General features: G+C 73.9%; 15 protein-coding genes. 3 read left to right on the top strand and 12 right to left on the bottom strand.

From position 1 onward, the window contains the following. The first annotated feature begins 207 nt into the window (after positions 1 to 207). Complete coding sequence (locus RM590_RS21380; RefSeq protein ID WP_311706452.1) at positions 208 to 783, top strand: DM13 domain-containing protein; 576 nt, start codon at positions 208 to 210, stop codon at positions 781 to 783. Here RM590_RS21380 and RM590_RS21375 read toward each other — a convergent pair. From RM590_RS21375 to RM590_RS21325, 11 genes are all read right to left on the bottom strand, one after another. Next, complete coding sequence (locus RM590_RS21375; RefSeq protein ID WP_311706267.1) at positions 770 to 1,588, bottom strand: HpcH/HpaI aldolase/citrate lyase family protein; 819 nt, start codon at positions 1,586 to 1,588, stop codon at positions 770 to 772. The two genes, RM590_RS21380 and RM590_RS21375, sit on opposite strands and share 14 nt — an antisense overlap. 104 nt (positions 1,589 to 1,692) lie before the next feature. Then, entirely contained in the window at positions 1,693 to 2,886 is a 1,194-nt protein-coding gene (locus RM590_RS21370) for a CaiB/BaiF CoA transferase family protein (protein WP_311706266.1), read from the bottom strand. After that, positions 2,883 to 3,824: a ribokinase gene (rbsK, locus tag RM590_RS21365; protein WP_311706265.1), complete on the bottom strand. Its 942-nt coding sequence runs from the start codon at positions 3,822 to 3,824 to the stop codon at positions 2,883 to 2,885. The genes RM590_RS21370 and rbsK overlap by 4 nt, the downstream gene beginning before the upstream one ends. Next, a complete protein-coding gene (locus RM590_RS21360) occupies positions 3,821 to 5,212 on the bottom strand; it encodes an ADP-ribosylglycohydrolase family protein (protein ID WP_311706264.1) in 1,392 nt (463 codons plus the stop codon). Before RM590_RS21360 ends, rbsK begins: the two co-directional genes overlap by 4 nt. After that, a complete protein-coding gene (locus tag RM590_RS21355; protein WP_311706263.1) occupies positions 5,209 to 6,375 on the bottom strand; it encodes an ADP-ribosylglycohydrolase family protein in 1,167 nt (388 codons plus the stop codon). Before RM590_RS21355 ends, RM590_RS21360 begins: the two co-directional genes overlap by 4 nt. Continuing rightward, on the bottom strand, positions 6,372 to 7,577 hold the full coding sequence (locus tag RM590_RS21350) for an ADP-ribosylglycohydrolase family protein (RefSeq protein ID WP_311706262.1): 1,206 nt from the start codon (positions 7,575 to 7,577) through the stop codon (positions 6,372 to 6,374). Before RM590_RS21350 ends, RM590_RS21355 begins: the two co-directional genes overlap by 4 nt. Then, positions 7,574 to 8,698 (bottom strand): ADP-ribosylglycohydrolase family protein, encoded by a 1,125-nt coding sequence (locus RM590_RS21345; RefSeq protein WP_394813927.1) that lies wholly within the window; start codon positions 8,696 to 8,698, stop codon positions 7,574 to 7,576. Before RM590_RS21345 ends, RM590_RS21350 begins: the two co-directional genes overlap by 4 nt. Positions 8,699 to 8,812: 114 nt before the next feature. Then, positions 8,813 to 10,129, bottom strand: coding sequence for an ABC transporter substrate-binding protein (locus RM590_RS21340; protein ID WP_311706261.1), 1,317 nt, complete (start codon positions 10,127 to 10,129; stop codon positions 8,813 to 8,815). Next, a complete protein-coding gene (locus RM590_RS21335; RefSeq protein WP_311706260.1) occupies positions 10,129 to 11,001 on the bottom strand; it encodes a carbohydrate ABC transporter permease in 873 nt (290 codons plus the stop codon). The genes RM590_RS21340 and RM590_RS21335 overlap by 1 nt, the downstream gene beginning before the upstream one ends. Continuing rightward, positions 10,998 to 11,957 (bottom strand): carbohydrate ABC transporter permease, encoded by a 960-nt coding sequence (locus RM590_RS21330; protein ID WP_311706259.1) that lies wholly within the window; start codon positions 11,955 to 11,957, stop codon positions 10,998 to 11,000. Before RM590_RS21330 ends, RM590_RS21335 begins: the two co-directional genes overlap by 4 nt. Next, entirely contained in the window at positions 11,954 to 12,994 is a 1,041-nt protein-coding gene (locus tag RM590_RS21325; RefSeq protein WP_311706258.1) for a LacI family DNA-binding transcriptional regulator, read from the bottom strand. Before RM590_RS21325 ends, RM590_RS21330 begins: the two co-directional genes overlap by 4 nt. 140 nt (positions 12,995 to 13,134) lie before the next feature. On the opposite strand from RM590_RS21325, the gene RM590_RS21320 reads away from it, so the two are divergent. Further along, a complete protein-coding gene (locus RM590_RS21320) occupies positions 13,135 to 13,383 on the top strand; it encodes a hypothetical protein (protein WP_394813926.1) in 249 nt (82 codons plus the stop codon). 76 nt (positions 13,384 to 13,459) lie between these two features. Here RM590_RS21320 and RM590_RS21315 read toward each other — a convergent pair whose 3' ends face one another. Continuing rightward, entirely contained in the window at positions 13,460 to 14,095 is a 636-nt protein-coding gene (locus RM590_RS21315; RefSeq protein ID WP_311706257.1) for a hypothetical protein, read from the bottom strand. Between the two features lie 464 nt (positions 14,096 to 14,559). Between RM590_RS21315 and RM590_RS21310 the strand changes: the two genes are divergently transcribed. Next, positions 14,560 to 15,324, top strand: a complete 765-nt coding sequence (locus RM590_RS21310) for an ROK family protein (RefSeq protein ID WP_311706256.1) — start codon at positions 14,560 to 14,562, stop codon at positions 15,322 to 15,324. The last annotated feature ends 47 nt before the right edge of the window (positions 15,325 to 15,371 follow it).

Genomic DNA, 15,371 nt, shown 5'->3' with positions numbered 1-15,371 from the left:
TCAACCTAGCCACGGTCGGTGACGTTCCCGGCGGGGATTTGACTCAGTTCGGCAACAGACGGCCGCGCACCGGTGATTCGCCGCTGACCGCCCGGCCGGGAGTATTACCGATTCCTTACCGTCCGGTCCCTCGGCGCCGAGCCGTCGGCCGGGGGCTCTTGAATGGGGGCGGAAACCGAGGGGATCGGAGGAGACGGGATGACAAAGGTGGGCCGTGCGCGGCGGGTGGCGGGCCGACCGGTCGTGCTGGCGGCGGCGTTGATCGTCCTGGCGGGGACGGGGTTCGGGCTGTACTGGTTCGAGCCGTGGACGCTGTGGGTGGACGAGACGGTTCACGAGGAACTGCCCGTGGCGGCGACAAGTCCCGCGCCGGAACGGACCGATGGGACGACGGCGTCGCCGTCCGCGCCCCCGTCCCCGGCGGCCACGCCCACCACCGTGGCCCGCGGCGAGTTCATCAGCCACGAACACGGCACCAGCGGCACCGCGCGCGTGCTGCGGCTGGCGGACGGCTCGCTGGTGCTGCGGCTGGAGGAGCTCGACACCAGCAACGGCCCGGACCTGCACGTATGGCTCACCGACGCGCCGGTGATCGAGGGCCGGGACGGCTGGCACGTCTTTGACGACGGCACCTATCTGAGCGCCGGCGCGCTCAAGGGCAACCGGGGCGACCAGAACTACCCGCTGCCCGCGGACACCGACCTCGACGACTTCACCAGCGTGAGCATCTGGTGTGCCCGCTTCAGCGTCTCCTTCGGCGCCGCGGAACTCACCCGGATCTGACGCGGCGGGCGGCCAGGGCCAGGGTGCGGCGCGCTCCCGCGACCACGGCCGCGTCCACGAAGCGGCCGTCCGGCAGGGCGAGTGCCCCGGTGTCGGACACGGCGGCCCCGACGACCTCCTCGGCCGCCGCGATTTCCGTCTCGGTCGGCAGGAACGCCTCCTCGATCACCGGCAGTTGACGCGGATGGATCGCCGCCCGGCCCAGGAAGCCAAGGGCCCGGCCGGCCGCGCAGGAGCGGGCCAGGCCCTCGGTGTCCCGCACGTCCGGGTACACCGACTGCGGCGGCGGTGCCAGGCCCGCCGCCCGTGCGGCCACCACGACCCGGCCGCGCGGCCAGGCCAGGCCGGACTCCTCGGTGATGCCCAGGTCGGCGCGCAGATCGGCCTCGCCGAGGGCGAGTCCGGCCACCGCCGGGTGGGCGGTGGCGATGGCGTAGGCGTGCTCGATCCCCGGCGCGCTCTCCAGCAGCGCGTACAGCGGCGGCGAGCCGGGCCCGGCCCAGCCCGCCACGCGCGTGACGTCCGCCGGGCCGCCGACCTTCGGCAGGCGCAGCGCGCCCAGGCCCGGCAGCGGGGCCAGCCGCCGCACCTCCCCCTCGGCGAGCGGGCCGTCCAGCGCGTTGATCCGCACATGCACCGGCACCGGGTGGCGCCGCGTCAGCAACTCGGCCGTCGCGTCCAGCGCGTACCGCTTGCGGTCCGGCGCGACCGCGTCCTCCAGGTCGACCAGGACCACATCGGCGCCCGAGCCGAGCGCCTTGGCCACCACATCGGGCCGGTCCCCGGGCACATACAGCCAGGTCAACGGCGGCCTGCCGGTCGCAGTGTCCTTTTGCTCGCTTCTCCGGCCACGCAGCGACCGTGCGGATCTCGTGGTTGCGTGCGGCTGGGCGGCCGCGTGTCCGTCGCTCACAGCGCCCCCGCCCGGCGCAGGTCCGCGATCTCCTCGTCGGTCAGGCCGAGTTCGGCCAGCACCGCGTCGGTGTCCGCGCCGTGCGGGCGGCCCGCCCAGCGGATGGCGCCGGGTGTCTCGGACAGCCGGAAGAGGACGTTCTGCATGCGCACCGTGCCCAGCTCCGGGTCCGGCACCTCGGCGATCGAGCCGAGCGCCCGGTACTGCTCGTCGGCCAGCACGTCGGTGACGTCGTACACCGGCGCGATCGCCGCCTCCGCCTTCTCGAACGCGGCCACCACCTCGTCCCGGTCGTGCCGCGCGATCCACGAACCGACGGCCTCGTCCAGCTCGTCCGCGTGCGCCGCCCGGCCGGAGCCGGTGGCGAACCACTCCTCGTCGATCACCTCCGGGTGTCCGACCAGCCGCATCACGCGCTCCGCGACGGACTGCGCGGAGGTGGAGACGGCGACCCAACGGCCGTCCGCCGTGCGATAGGTGTTGCGCGGCGCGTTGTTGGACGAGCGGTTGCCGGTGCGCGGCTGGACATAGCCGAGCTGGTCGTACCAGATGGGCTGCGGCCCCAGCACGGTGAGGATCGGCTCGATGATCGCCATGTCCACCACCTGGCCGCGCCCGGTGCGCTCCCGCCCGGCGAGCGCGGCCATCACGGCGTAGGCGGTGGACAGCGCCGCGATCGAGTCGGCCAGGCCGAACGGCGGCAGCGTCGGCGGCCCGTCCGGCTCCCCGGTGATGGCCGCGAAGCCGCTCATCGCCTCGGCCAGCGTGCCGAATCCGGGGCGCCGGGCGTACGGCCCGAGCTGGCCGAAGCCGGTCACGCGGGCCAGCACCAGCTTGGGGTTGGCCGCCGCCAGCTCGTCCGGCCCCAGGCCCCACCGCTCCAGCGTGCCGGGCCGGAAGTTCTCGATGACGACGTCCGATTCGGCGGCCATCCGCAGCAGCACCTCCCGGCCGCCGGGGGAGGACAGGTCGAGGGTGACGTTCCGCTTGTTGCGGCCGAGCAGCTTCCACCACAGCCCGACGCCGTCCTTGCTGGGGCCGTGGCCCCGGGACGGGTCGGGCTTGCGCGGGTGCTCGACCTTGATCACCTCGGCGCCGAAGTCGCCGAGCATGGTGGCCGCGAGCGGCCCGGCGAAGAGAGTCGCCAGGTCCAGCACGCGCAGGCCGTCGAGGGGTCCGGGCTGGGTCAACGTGCTTCCTGAAGGTGCGGGGAACGGGTGGCGTGCGAGGCGTGCAGGGCGTCGATCTCGGGGCGGTCCGGCATGGAGGAGGAGGCGCCGGGGCGGCCCACCGCGAGTGCCGCGGCGGCGGCGGCCCAGGCCATCGCCTCGGGCATCGGGCGGCCCTCGCCGCACGCCACCGCCAGCGCGCCGACGAACGTGTCGCCTGCGGCGGTGGTGTCAACGGCCCGCGCCGGCACCGCCGGAACGGCCACCGGCTCGACGCCGCGCGCCGCGTACAGGCTGCCCGCCTCGCCCAGGGTGATGACGACCTCCGGCACTCGCTCCAGGAACGCGGCGGCGGCCTCGCGCGGGTCGGCGTGGCCGGTGAGGGCGGCGGCCTCGTGCTCGTTGGGCACCAACAGGTCGGTGAGATCGAGCAGTTCGTCCGGCAGCGGCTGCGCGGGCGCCGGCGTCAGAATGGTGCGCACCCCGTGCGCGCGGGCGGCGCGCGCGCCGGCGAGCACGCCCTCCATGGGGAGTTCGAGCTGCATCAGCAGCGCGTCGGCGGCGGCCACGCGCTCCTCGTCGCCCGGCGCGAGCCCCGTGACGGTGGCGTTGGCGCCGGAGACGACGACGATCGAGTTCCCGCCGTCGTCGTCCACCACGATGTGCGCGATGCCGCTCGGCCCGGGAACGGTGCGCACGCCGTCCGCCGCGACCCCGGCGTCGGCGAGCGCGGCGCGCAGCCGGGGCCCGAAGTCGTCCTCGCCCACCGCGCAGATCATGCCGACCCGGCCGCCCGCGCGGGCGGCGGCGACGGCCTGGTTGGTGCCCTTGCCGCCGGGCACGGTCCGGAACGCGTGGCCGAAGACGGTCTCGCCGCGGCAGGGGGCGGTGCGGACGTAGGCGACGAGATCCATGTTGGTGGAGCCGAGGACCGTGATGGCCGTGGTGCGGCTGGTCATGCGGATGCCTCCCGGGTGAGCGTGGCGAGTGCGTCGAAGCCGATGCCGTCGAAGCCGGCGACCGAGGTCGCGAGCCGGTTCTTCAGGGGCGCGGTCCACCGGGACGGGATCGCCTCGGGGGAGCCCGCCAGCAGCCCGGCCAGCGAACCGGCCGTCGCGCCGTTGGAGTCGGTGTCCCAGCCGCCGGACACCGCCCGGCAGATGGAGCCGGTGAAGTCGCCGTCGGCGTGCGTCAGCGCGGCGGCCAGCAGCGCCGCGTTCGGCAGGACGTGGACCCAGTGGTGGTCGCCGTAGCGGGCGTGCAGCCGGTCCACGACGGCGTCGAAGGCCGCCGGGCCGCCGGGCGTCTCGTTCGCCGCGTCGATGCCGAAGCGGACGGCGGCGGCCAGCCGGGAGCCGGGCGGGACGACGGCGAGCCCGGCGCGCAGGCAGGCGTGCACGTCGCCCGTGCCGCCGGCCGCCACGGCGATCGCGGCGGCGGCGAACATGGCGCCGTGGACACCGTTCGCCGTGTGGCTCAACACCGCGTCGCGATGGGCGAGTTCGGCGGCGGTGGCCGGGTCGCCGGGGTGGGTCCAGCCGAAGACGTCGGCGCGGATCTGGGCGCCGATCCACTCCCGGAACGGGTTGCGGAACGAGGCCGTCAGCGGCGGCTCGATCCCGGCCAGCAGATTGCGGTAGGCGACGCGTTCGGCGGTGAACGTGCGGCCCGCGGGCAGCTCGTCCAGCCAGAGCGCGGCGACGTCCGCGGTGGTGAAGCCGGTCCCGTGACGGGCCAGGAGCAGCAGCCCGAGCAGCGGGTAGTTGAGGTCGTCGTCCTCCGGCGCGCCGTCGATGGTCTCGGCGAGCGAGGTGGGCCGGGAGCGGCGGTTCCACGGGTGCGCGGCGGCGATCTCCGGGTCCAGGCCCACCTCGGTGAACCAGGTGTCCAGCGGCCAGTTCCCCACCGAACGGGCCAGCGCGCGGATCCCCGCCAGCGTGACCTTCTCCACCGGCTTGCCGAGCACACAGCCGGCGGCCCGGCCCAGCCAGCCGGCGTGCAGCTGCGCCACCGGCGCGGCGCCGGCGGGGCGGGCGGCCGGCCAGTCGGGGCAGGCGGCCCGGATCGCGGCCAGCTCCGTCGGTTCGCGGTCGGCCAACGGCGAGGGCAGCGCGGCCAGTTCGTCCAGGAGTCGGCCGGCCAGCGCGCGCAGCGCCGGGTCGGCGGGGCCGGGCGAGGCGCCGGCCCGCTCCGGCGCGAGGTGACCGCCCGCCGCCACCCAGCGCTCCCGGATCGCGGTGGCGTCCCGCCCGTCCTCGGCCGCCTGGCGCAGCTCGTGCCCGACCAGGTCCTCGGGCTGCACCCAGGTCAGCCGCAGCGGTAGTGCCACAGTCTCGGCGCCGGTCATGAGACCCCCGCGATGGCGCCGAACAACGCCTCGTGCGCGCGGCGGCGTTCGAGGTCCAGCGCGAACACCTCGCGGGCGACCGCCGCCAGCGCCGCCGCCGGGGCGTGCAGATCCATCCGGCTGGCGCGGGCGACCTCGGTGCTCCACTCCTTGGGCACCGCGCCCTCGCCGTGCAGCGCGCCCACCAGGGCGCCGCTCATCGTCGCGATGGAGTCGCAGTCCCGGCCGTAGTTGACCGCGCCCAGCACCGTGTGGCGGAAGTCGCCGCGCCCGACCAGCAGCATGCCCAGCGCGATCGGCAGCTCCTCGATGGCGTGCAGCCGGGACGGGCGGCGGGCGCCCAGCGACGGCGCCCGGTACTCGGGGCCCACGGTGTCGAACGGCGCCACCGCCTCGCGCAGCGGGGTCAGCGCGTTCTCGAAGTCGTCGTAGCGCGCGGCGACTTCGCAGACGGCGTCGATCGCCGAGCGCGTGCCGTCCTTGGCCAGCGCCAGCGCGTCCTCCACGATCGAGGCGGGCGTGGCGCCCGGCTTGCAGGCGGCGGCCACCGCCGCGGCGAACACCCCGGCCGCCTCGCGTCCGTAACTGGACTGGTGGGCACCGGCGATGTCCAGCGCCTCCGCGTAGGCCCCGGCCGGATTGCCCGCGTTGACCAGGCCGACCGGCGCCATGTACATCGCGGCGCCGCAGTTGACGATGTTGCCCACGCCCGCCTCGCGCGGGTCCACGTGCCCGTAGTGGATGCGCGCCACGATCCACTTCTCCGCCAGGAAGATCCGCTGCAACGGCAGGGCCTCGGCGCCCAGTTCGGGGATCCAGCGCGGGGTGCCGATCAGGTCCGGCACCAGGTGGTCGGCGACGGCGTACGCGTCGAGGTGGTCGCGCACCTTCTGGTAGACCCGGATCAGGGCGTGGGTCATCAGGGTGTCGTCGGTGACGTGCCCGTCACCCTTGTGATACGGCGCGATGGGCCGGGCGGTGCGCCACTGGTCGCCGTGGAACGGCTCGACGATGCCCTGGACGCGCCCGCCGTGGCGCTCGGCGATCGCCTGCGGCGACCAGCCCTCCACCGGGCCGCCGAGGGCGTCGCCGACGGCCGCGCCGACCAGGGCGCCGGTAGTGCGGTCTTCCAGGGAGGTGGGCAGCGAAGTCGGCGTGCTCATGCAAGAGGTCCTTCCGAGGGAGCCGTGAGGGGGGTCGCGGTGAGCTGCTCGGCCAGTTCGACGAGGTCGGTGCCGGCCAGCCGCGGCAGCGCGCAGCCCGCCAGCGTCCGGCAGGCGTCGCGCCACGAGGCGGGCAGGGCGTCGGCGCCGCCGACCACTCCGGTCAGCGCGCCGGCCAGGGCCGGCGCGGAGTCGGCGACCCGGGACAGACAGGCCGCCGTGGGCACCGCCTCGGCGACGGCCCCGGCGGCGGCGGTGGCCACGGCGAGCGCGACGGGAACGGTCTCGGCCGCCGCGATGCCGTAGCTGTAGACGTGGTCGACGATCTCGTGCTCCAGCACGGGCACCAGCGCGAACGCGTTCCCCGGCAGGCCCGGCCGGGCGGCCACCGCCGCCCGGCCCAGCTCGACGGCGTGCAGCGCGTTGCGCATGATCTCCGTGCCCTCCGGGAGCTGGTCCAGGGCGGCGTCGACACAGGCGTCGACGGGCGCGCCGGCGAGCCCGACGGCGATCGCCGCGGCCATGGCGCGCGCGCCGTGCACCCCGTCGCCGTCCTGGGTGTACCGGGCGTCGAACTCGGCGAGGTCGGCCGCCGCCGCCGGATCGCCCGGGTGGACGACGGCCAGCACCGCCGCCCGCACACAGGCCGCGTCGTCGAAGTAGTGCGGGTTGTCGTGGCCGGTGGCCGGGGGCCGCAGCCCGGCCGCGAGATTGCCCAGCCCGGCCCGCACGGAGATGCGGGCCCGCAGCGGGATCTGGGCCGACTCGATCTCGTCGGCGCGCTCGGCCGCGGCGGCGACCTCGTCGGCCAGCGAGTTCCAGGCGAGCGCGAGCGCGGAGCGCACCCGCTGCCCGGCCGGCAGGTCGCTGTCGCCCGAGGCGGTCGCGGAGAGCACCGACCGCGCGGTGAACGCGGCCCACTCGGCGTCGTCGGACGGGCCCAGCCGCAGCGGCTCCGGCGGCTGGTTGAGCGCTATGGGCACGGGCAGCGTGGTGGTCGCGTTCTGCTCGGCGAACGTGTCCAGTTCGCGGGTCAGCCGCCGCGTCCAGTCCGGCATCCGCGCGGCCCGGTGCCGCCCGGACGGCCAGCCGGCCGCGTCGCCCGCGGCGATGCCCAGCAGCAGGCCCTCGACCCGGCGCGGCCCGACGGCCGGGGCGGGCCCGGCTGGCGCGGCCGTTTCGGTGAATGTCCGCACCGTCATGCGACGGCTCCCTCGTGATCGTCGGGTGTCGGCGTGAGCCGGTCGGCGACCTCCAGGATGTGCCGTCCGGCCATCGACGGCAGGCAGCTTCCCCGCACCGGGCCGATGGCCTTCGCCCACTCGGCGGGGATCGCGCCCTCGCCGCGCAGCGCGCCGGCCAGCGCCCCGGCCACGGCCGCGGTGGTGTCCGCGTCCCGGCCCATGTTCACGGCCAGCGGCACCGCCTCGGCGAAGTCGCCCCGGGCGGCGACGAACGCGCCGAACGCCAGCCCCACCGCCTCCGGCGCCAGGTCCGTCCACGGATAGCCGCCGATGACCGTGGCGGAGCGCACGGTCCGTTCCATGGACAGCCGCGTGGCGTTCGGGTCGCGCCGCGCGCGGCGGCCGGCTGACACCGCGCGGTGCAGCGAACGCGCCGTCCAGGAGTCCTCGGGTACCACCGACAGCGCGGCCTGCACCACCACATCCGGGTTGTGCGTCACCATCGCGGCGGCCACCCCGGCGGCCACGGCCTGCCCGCCGTAGATGCCCTCCCCGTCGTGCGAGACGGTCCCGTCGATCGACACCAGCCGCGCCGCCTCGGCCGGCCGGCCCGCCGCGTACACGCCGAACGGCGCGGCCCGCATCGCGAGCCCGTCGCTCCACGCGTGCCGGTGCTGCGCCGAGATGGGCGCCGCCAGCCCCCGGCGCAGGTTCTCCAGGGTGCCGCGCTCGCTGAACCCCGCGCCCCGGAACGGGCCCTCGTCCCGGTCCGCGATCCACTGGTGCCAGGCCGACTCCACATCGCCGACGGTGAGCGCGGAGCCGTGCTCCGCGAGCAGCAGCCCCGAGAAGATCGCGTACTCGGTGTCGTCCGTGCCGGCCGGCTCGTCCGACACGAAGCCCTCGATGCGGCCCCATCGCTCCCGGATCTGCGACGGCTTCAGGTTCTCCGCCGGCGCGCCGAGCGCGTCGCCGACGGCCAGGCCCAGCATCGCGCCCCGGGCCCGGTCACGCGGCACGATCGCGGCCGGCGGCCCCGGGCGCGGCACCGTCTTCAGGCGGCGCGGCCGGAGCGCGCCGTCCGCCTCGCAGGGCGGGGTGGACTGGGGTGTCGCGTCGGGGTCGAGGCTGACACTCATGGTGTGTAGGCGCTCATTTCTGTCGGTGGTGCCGCGGTGTCGGTCCCGCGGTCGTCATCGGTCGTCGCGGCGGAGCGGGCCGCCGAACGGGTGCGGGGGGTTCGTCCCGGTTCCTCAGCGTTGGTACCGGTCCAGGATCCGGTTGCCGTCGTCGGTGAGCCTGTCGCGCAGCTCGGCCACGTCATAGGCGCCGTTGTAGTACTCCTGGAAGGCCGGTCCGGCGATCTTGTCCTTCCATTCGGGGTAGCCGCGGACCCCGAGGACCGGGGAGGGCCGCAGCCGGGCGGCCAGTTCGACGCCGGTGAGCCAGCCGAGGTCGGGCGTGTTGAGCGCCGGGTCGGCCAGCGCCGTCTCGCTGGTGGGCAGCATCCAGTCGCCGCGCGCCAGGTCGACCGCGTGGTCCGCCCGGGTGAGGAACGCGATGAAGTCGGCCGCCGCCTGCTGATGGTCGCTGTCCTCGGCCACCGACAGCGTCTGCGGCGCGACGCCCTGGACGAGCCCGTCCGGGCCGCCGCCCGACGGCATGGGCAGCACGCTCCACTCGAAGCCGTCCGGCGCCTGCTGCTGCACCTGCTGGCGGAAGGAGAAGTTGAGCGGGAGCATCGCGTAGCGCTCGGCGAAGAAGCCCGGCAGGGTGTCGGACCCCGACATGCCGAGGCTGCTGCGCGGCGCGGTGCCGTCCTCGTTGACCTGCCGGTGGATCAGCTCGGCGACCGCCGAGTCCGCCTCGTCGTACCGGATGACGTTCTCGCCGTCCTCGCGGTAGAAGATCTGGCCGCCGGTGGACAGCGACAGGTTCACCGACTGGCTGACCGGCTCCTTCATGGACCAGGCCACGCCGTAGGTGTCGGTGTCGTCGTCGCCGTCGGTGTCCCGGGTCAGCGTCTCGCAGACCCGCTCGAACTCCGCCCAGGTCCACGGGTCCTCGGGGGTCGGGACGCGCACCCCGGACTCCTGGAGCAGCTCGGTGTTGGCGATGAGGACCCGGGGCTCCTGGAGGAACGGCACCCCGTAGATCCCGCCGTTGTACGTCGTGGTCTCCCAGGACTGCTCGGGGATGTCGGCGAGCAGCGAGTCGGGCAGCAGCCCGGTGAGGTCGGCGAGGTAGCCGCCGTTCGCGAAGTCGGTGAGGTCGGAGGCGTCGTTGTGGATGATGTCCGGCGCCTCGCCGCCCATGAACGAGGTCAGGAGCTGGTCGTGGATGTTGTCCCAGGTGCCCTGGACATAGCGGACCTGGACATCCGGGTGCTCCTCGTTCCACTGGTCGACCAGCGCCTTGTTGGCGTCGATCGACTCCGCCTGCCAGGCCAGGCTCAGATAGTCCAGGGTGACCGTGCCGTCGTCCGCGCCGTCGCCGCCGCACGCGGCGGTGCCGGCCAGCAGGACCAGCGAGGCGGCGAGCGCCACCGGCGCCCGGTGCGTTCCGCGCATCACGCCTTCACCGCCCCGGCGAGCATGCCGCCGACCAGCTTGCGCTGGAGCAGGGCGAAGAACAGCAGGCTGGGCAGGGTGGCCAGGAAGGACGCGGCGGCCAGCGGGCCGAGGTCCGCGACGCCCTCGGCTCCGACGAAGTGGGTGAGGATCACGGACATCGTCTGCCTCTCCGGGGACTTGAGGAGGACCAGGGCGAAGAAGAACTCGTTCCAGGCGGTGACGAACGAGAACATCAGCGTCGCCACCAGGCCGGGCGCCAGCAGCGGCAGGACGACGCCGGTCAGCGTGCGGAAACGGCTCGCGCCGTCCACCGCGGCGGCCTCCTCCAGGGAGATCGGCACCGCCCGGACATAGCCCTGGAGCATCCACAGCGAGAAGGGCAGGTTCCACACGACGTAGACGAGGATCAGGCCCGGCAGCGCGTTGATCAGGTGCAGGCTCCGCAGCACCAGGAACAGCGGGATGATGATCAGCACCAGCGGGAACATCTGGCTGACCAGGATCCAGGCGTTCCCGGCCCGGCTCACCCGCGACCGGTGGCGCACCATGACATACGCGGCGGGCACGGCCAGGGACACGGCTATCAGCGAGGCGCTGCCGGCGACTATCAGGCTGTTGAACGCGGAGCGCAGCAGCGGCTGGGCGTCGAACGCGTCGCGGTAGTTCTGCAGGGACGGCTCGCGCGGGATCCACGTCGGATCGATCGAGCCCAGCTCCTGCGGCGACTTCAGCGACGTGGACACCAGCCACAGCAGCGGGAAGGCCAGGAAGACCAGGTAGCAGACGAGGGCGGCGTACTGGCCGGTGCGGCCGGCGGCGCGCAGTGCCCGCCTTCTGCCCGGCCGGACCGCGGGCGGGGATGCGCTCACTGGTCGTCCTCCTTCAGTCGGTTGCGCAGGAACACGGCGAGCAGCACGGATATGACGGCGACCATCACCAGGCCCATCGCCGCCGCGTAGCCGAACTGGCCGTACTTGAACGCCTCCTCGTAGGCGAAGAGCATCGGCAGCCGGGTCTCGTTGCCCGGGCCGCCGCCGGTGAGGACGTACACCAGGCCGAAGGAATTGAAGTTCCAGATGAAGTTGAGCGCGGTGATCGCCAGGACCACCGGGCGCAGCGCCGGCCAGGTCACGGTGGTGAAGCGGCGCCAGATCCCGGCGCCGTCGAGCTGGGCGGCCTCGCGCAGCTCGACCGGCACGTTCTGGAGGCCGGCCAGCAGGACCACGGTCGTCTGCGGCATGCCCGCCCAGACGCCGACGACGATCACCGCGGGCAGCGCGAGGGACAGGCTGGTCAGCCAGTCGACGTTCTCGTCGATCAGGTGGAACTGGGACAGCGTCTTGTTGAGGATGCCGGCGTCCTGGTGGTAGACGAGACGCCACATGACGCCCACGACGACCTCGGGCATCGCCCAGGGGACCAGCGCGAGGGTCCGGGCCAGCCAGCGGAAGCGCAGGTTCTGGTTGAGCAGGAGCGCGAGCCCCAGCGACAGCGCGAACTGGAGCGCGGTGACGCACACGGCCCAGACGAGGCCGATGCGGAAGGACTCCCAGAACAGCGAGTCGTGGCGCAGGTCCGTGAAGTTGAGCACGCCGACGAACTGGGTGGGGGAGGTGCGGCCGGCCTGGGAGTCGGTGAAGGCCAGGGACGCGCCGTAGAGCAGGGGGACGACGCTCAGCACCAGGATGGGGATGAGCGCGGGAAGCAGCAGGAACCACGCCCCCCGGTCCAGGCCCAGCGCCTGTTTGCGGCGCTGGGGCGTTCGGGGCGGGGCGGTGCCGCGGCTGCCCGGGACGGCTCTGTCCCGGGGGGCGGTGAGACTCATGCGGACCTCGCGCTTCGGGGGTCGGTCGCCGGCGCGGTGGAGCCGCGCACGACGAGGCGGGGAGGGGCGGTGGTGGTGCGGGGAGCGGAACCGGGCTCGGCCGCGTTCTCCAGCCGGTCGAGCAGCAGCTCGGCGGCGCGCCGGCCGCGTTCGGAGGAGCCGAGGTCGACGCTGGTCAGCGGCGGCCAGCCGGCCTGGGCGAGGGCGCTGTCGTCCATGCCGGCGACGGCGACGTCCTCGGGGATGCGCAGGCCGCGCGCGAGCAGGGTGTGGGCGGCGCCCAGCGCGAGCTGGTCGTTGGCGCAGAAGACGGCGTCCGGCGCCTCGGTCAGCAGCCGCCGGGCCGCGGCGGCGCCGGAGTCGATGTCGAAGTCGGTGTGCACGACGAGGCGTTCGTCGTAGGTGAGGCCGCACTCGGCGAGCGCGGTGCGGTAGCCCTCGTCCCGGTTGTGCCCGGGGACCGTGTCGGAGGGGCCGTTGATGAACGCGATGCGGCGGCGGCCCGTCGCGTGCAGATGGCGGACGGCGATGGCGGCGCCGGCGACCGAGTCGGCGCGGACGCTGTCCACCGGCACGCCGGGCGGCAGCGAGCCGATGACCACGACCGGGCCGGCGGCGGTGATCAGGGTTTCGATGTGCTCGTCGGTGATGCGGATGGGGCAGATGATCAGCCCGTCGCTGGTGCGGTCCCCGAGGCTGCGCAGCACCGCGAGCTCGTCCTCGGCGACCGCGTCGGTGGAGTGCAGGAGCAGCCGGTAGCCGGCGGCCTTGGTGACAGCCTGGATCGCGCGGACCATCGCCACGTACACCGGGTTGCCGATGTCCGGCATCGCGAAGGTCAACTGCCGGGTCCGGCCGCCCTTGAGGGAACGGGCCACCGCGTTCGGCACATAGCCGAGCTCGGCGGCGGCGCGCCGGACGCGCTCGGTGGTGTCGCGGCGCGCGCCCTGGCCGTTGAGGACCCGGGAGACGGAGGCTATGGAGACGCCCGCGCGGGCGGCGATCGACACGATGGTCGGTTGTCCACCGTTCGGCATCCCAATTGCCCCTTATCCTCACCAGTGTTCGGGTTGCTGTAAACGTTTCCAGCCACTGGAATCGTTTACAGATGTTGCGGCTATATTTCCCGCGCCGTCAAGGGGAAGGTCAGCGGATCCGCGTATCGGGTGGATAACGGGTGAACTTTGACGGGCCGTGGGGCGGCCCGGGCGTGGCCGAAAACCGGCGGCGGCTCCGGGGACCGGAAGCCGCCGCCGGGGCCGCCGAGGCGGCGCGGATCCTGGACGCGCGAGTGGTGGTGCCCCTGCACTTCGAGCAGTGGGCGCGTTTCAGCCAGGGGCGCGAGACGCTGGTCGACGCCTTCGCCCGGGCCGGCCTCGGCGACCGGCTGCGGCTGCCCGGGCCGGGCGAGGAGATCGAGGTCTGACGAGGGGCGGCACGACGACGCCCCGGGGCCGGTGGGAGGGCGGCCGCGGGGCGTCGGACGTCAGCGCGTCAGGGCGTCAGGAGACCGAGTTGTTGTACGCCTCGATCATGGCCTCAAGCTCGGCCATCTCCGTGTCGTTGAAGCCGCCGGTCGCCGCGTTGCGGTACGTCTCCGTGGTGCCGTCGGACCAGACGACATCCATCGAGGTGCCGTCCACGGTCACGGTGGCCTCCATGGCGGTCCACTCGCTGATGCCGTAATTCTCGCAGCTGTCGAGCGTCAGGATGCCGCCGGTGATGCTCCCGTAGCAGATGTCGCCCTCGGGCTCGAAGTCCTCCCAGAAGGTGACTTCGCCGGCGGTGATCTCCAGGTTGGAGGTCGACGAGGTGGTGTCGACGTACCAGTCGCCCTCCACCTCCTCGGTCGTCGGGGCCGCGCCGCCGCCGCCCGTGGCGCCACCCGTGTCACCGCCGGCGTCGGGTCCGGTGTCGGGTTCGGTGTCGCCTCCGGTGTCGCCGCCGGTGTCCGCGCCCTCGGTCTCGCCTCCGGTGTCGCCTCCCGTCTCACCGCCGGTCTCGCCCCCGGTGGTCTCCTCCTGACCCCCGCTGCCGCCGTCGAAGGGCGAGCCCTCGTCGTCGCTGTTGCAGCCCGTGAGCGCCAGGGCCGTCGCCGTGGCGATGACGGGCAGGGCGAGTCGTATTGACCTACGCATGAATTCCCCTCGTGCTGATGTGCTTAGGATCGGCAGATTATCGTGACGATCGGCGCCTCAGGCAAAGTGTTACCAAGCGATCGCAATTGCCGCCGGACCGATACGTTCGACGGGCAATCACCAATTGACGTCCGCCGACGCGGAGTCGGGCCCGGCGCCCGTTCGCGACCGCGCAGAGTCCCGCCGTACGTCGCTCACCTGCGCCGATGCGTTCCCGGGCCCCGGGCCCGGGACGCCACGACGCCCACGGCGCGCCCCTGTCGGCTCCCCCTGGGTCGATCACGAAGAGTGCCATTGAATGGGACGCCCTGTCCATGATTGGCCCCTCACTCCGGGACCGGTCCCCGGCCCAACGTGCCGTCTCCGCCGCCGAAATAGTCAACGCCGGTATTTGTGCGGTCACTTCGTGGCATCCATGCGAGCATGCCCACCGGATGAACACACCGCGTGAAGGGATGGTGGGCATGACGCTTCCCCGGGACCTGGCATCCCGCGCCATGGCATTGGGACTCGCGGCCCACGTCGTCGAGGTCGGAGGCTCGTCGGTACAGAGCGCGCTACTCGGCGAAAACGCGTCGGTGACGTTCACCGACGGCCCCCTCACGGAGACGGCCCCCGGGCTGTTCGGCCTGACCGCCCCCGGACTGGTGATCAACGGGCGCGTGTGGGGCGCCACTCAGGTGGGGTGGGATGACGTCGACGCGTGGCGGGAACTGGGGTACCGGCGCCCTCCGGATGTGTCGATGAACGACGCCGAGGCCGCCGCGCTGGGCGAATGGCTGCTCCGGGGGGAACGGCGGCCGAGCAGCCTGCTCTACGCCGGGCTGGGCACGGGCCTGGGCGGCGCGATGATCAGCGACGGGGAGATCGTGCCCGTCGACCTCAGCCATCAACGCGGCTACGGCGACGCCGTCTGCGACGGCTGCGGCGCGGGGTGTCTGAATGCGCAGATCGGGGGGCAGTATTTGCCGCGTTTCCTGGGGGAGGGGGACAAGCGGCGGGTGGTGGGGCTGCTCGCCACCGGGATCAGGCGCGCCGGGGTCCCGGCGGGGACGGTCGTCGTTCTCGCGGGGGGACTGGTGCGGCGTTCCCATCCGGAGCTTCTTCCTGCGCTGCGCGGGCGGCTGCGGGGGGTCTTCCCCGTGGAGGGCTCGGCGGCGCCGGACGCGGCGAAGTCCGCCGCCTATGTCGGCGTGTTCGACCGGCTGGCGGCAACTGCGGGGCAGTGACGCAGCGTCGTGTGCGTCGCTGCGGGGTGTGGGGGTGTGGGGGGTGG

This window comes from Streptomyces litchfieldiae (assembly GCF_031845365.1).
Lineage (GTDB): Bacteria > Actinomycetota > Actinomycetes > Streptomycetales > Streptomycetaceae > Streptomyces > Streptomyces litchfieldiae.
Note: the sequence above shows the minus strand (reverse complement) of the source record. Positions and strands in the feature narration are given on the sequence as shown.

Coding starts and splice junctions, on each gene's coding strand:
- rbsK (WP_311706265.1), bottom strand. CDS start 3,824: ATGACCAGCCGCACCACGGCCATCACGGTCCTCGGCTCCACCAACATG.
- RM590_RS21310 (WP_311706256.1), top strand. CDS start 14,560: ATGACGCTTCCCCGGGACCTGGCATCCCGCGCCATGGCATTGGGACTC.
- RM590_RS21350 (WP_311706262.1), bottom strand. CDS start 7,577: ATGACGGTGCGGACATTCACCGAAACGGCCGCGCCAGCCGGGCCCGCC.
- RM590_RS21345 (WP_394813927.1), bottom strand. CDS start 8,698: ATGAGTGTCAGCCTCGACCCCGACGCGACACCCCAGTCCACCCCGCCC.
- RM590_RS21360 (WP_311706264.1), bottom strand. CDS start 5,212: ATGACCGGCGCCGAGACTGTGGCACTACCGCTGCGGCTGACCTGGGTG.
- RM590_RS21315 (WP_311706257.1), bottom strand. CDS start 14,095: ATGCGTAGGTCAATACGACTCGCCCTGCCCGTCATCGCCACGGCGACG.
- RM590_RS21340 (WP_311706261.1), bottom strand. CDS start 10,129: ATGCGCGGAACGCACCGGGCGCCGGTGGCGCTCGCCGCCTCGCTGGTC.
- RM590_RS21325 (WP_311706258.1), bottom strand. CDS start 12,994: ATGCCGAACGGTGGACAACCGACCATCGTGTCGATCGCCGCCCGCGCG.
- RM590_RS21330 (WP_311706259.1), bottom strand. CDS start 11,957: ATGAGTCTCACCGCCCCCCGGGACAGAGCCGTCCCGGGCAGCCGCGGC.
- RM590_RS21355 (WP_311706263.1), bottom strand. CDS start 6,375: ATGAGCACGCCGACTTCGCTGCCCACCTCCCTGGAAGACCGCACTACC.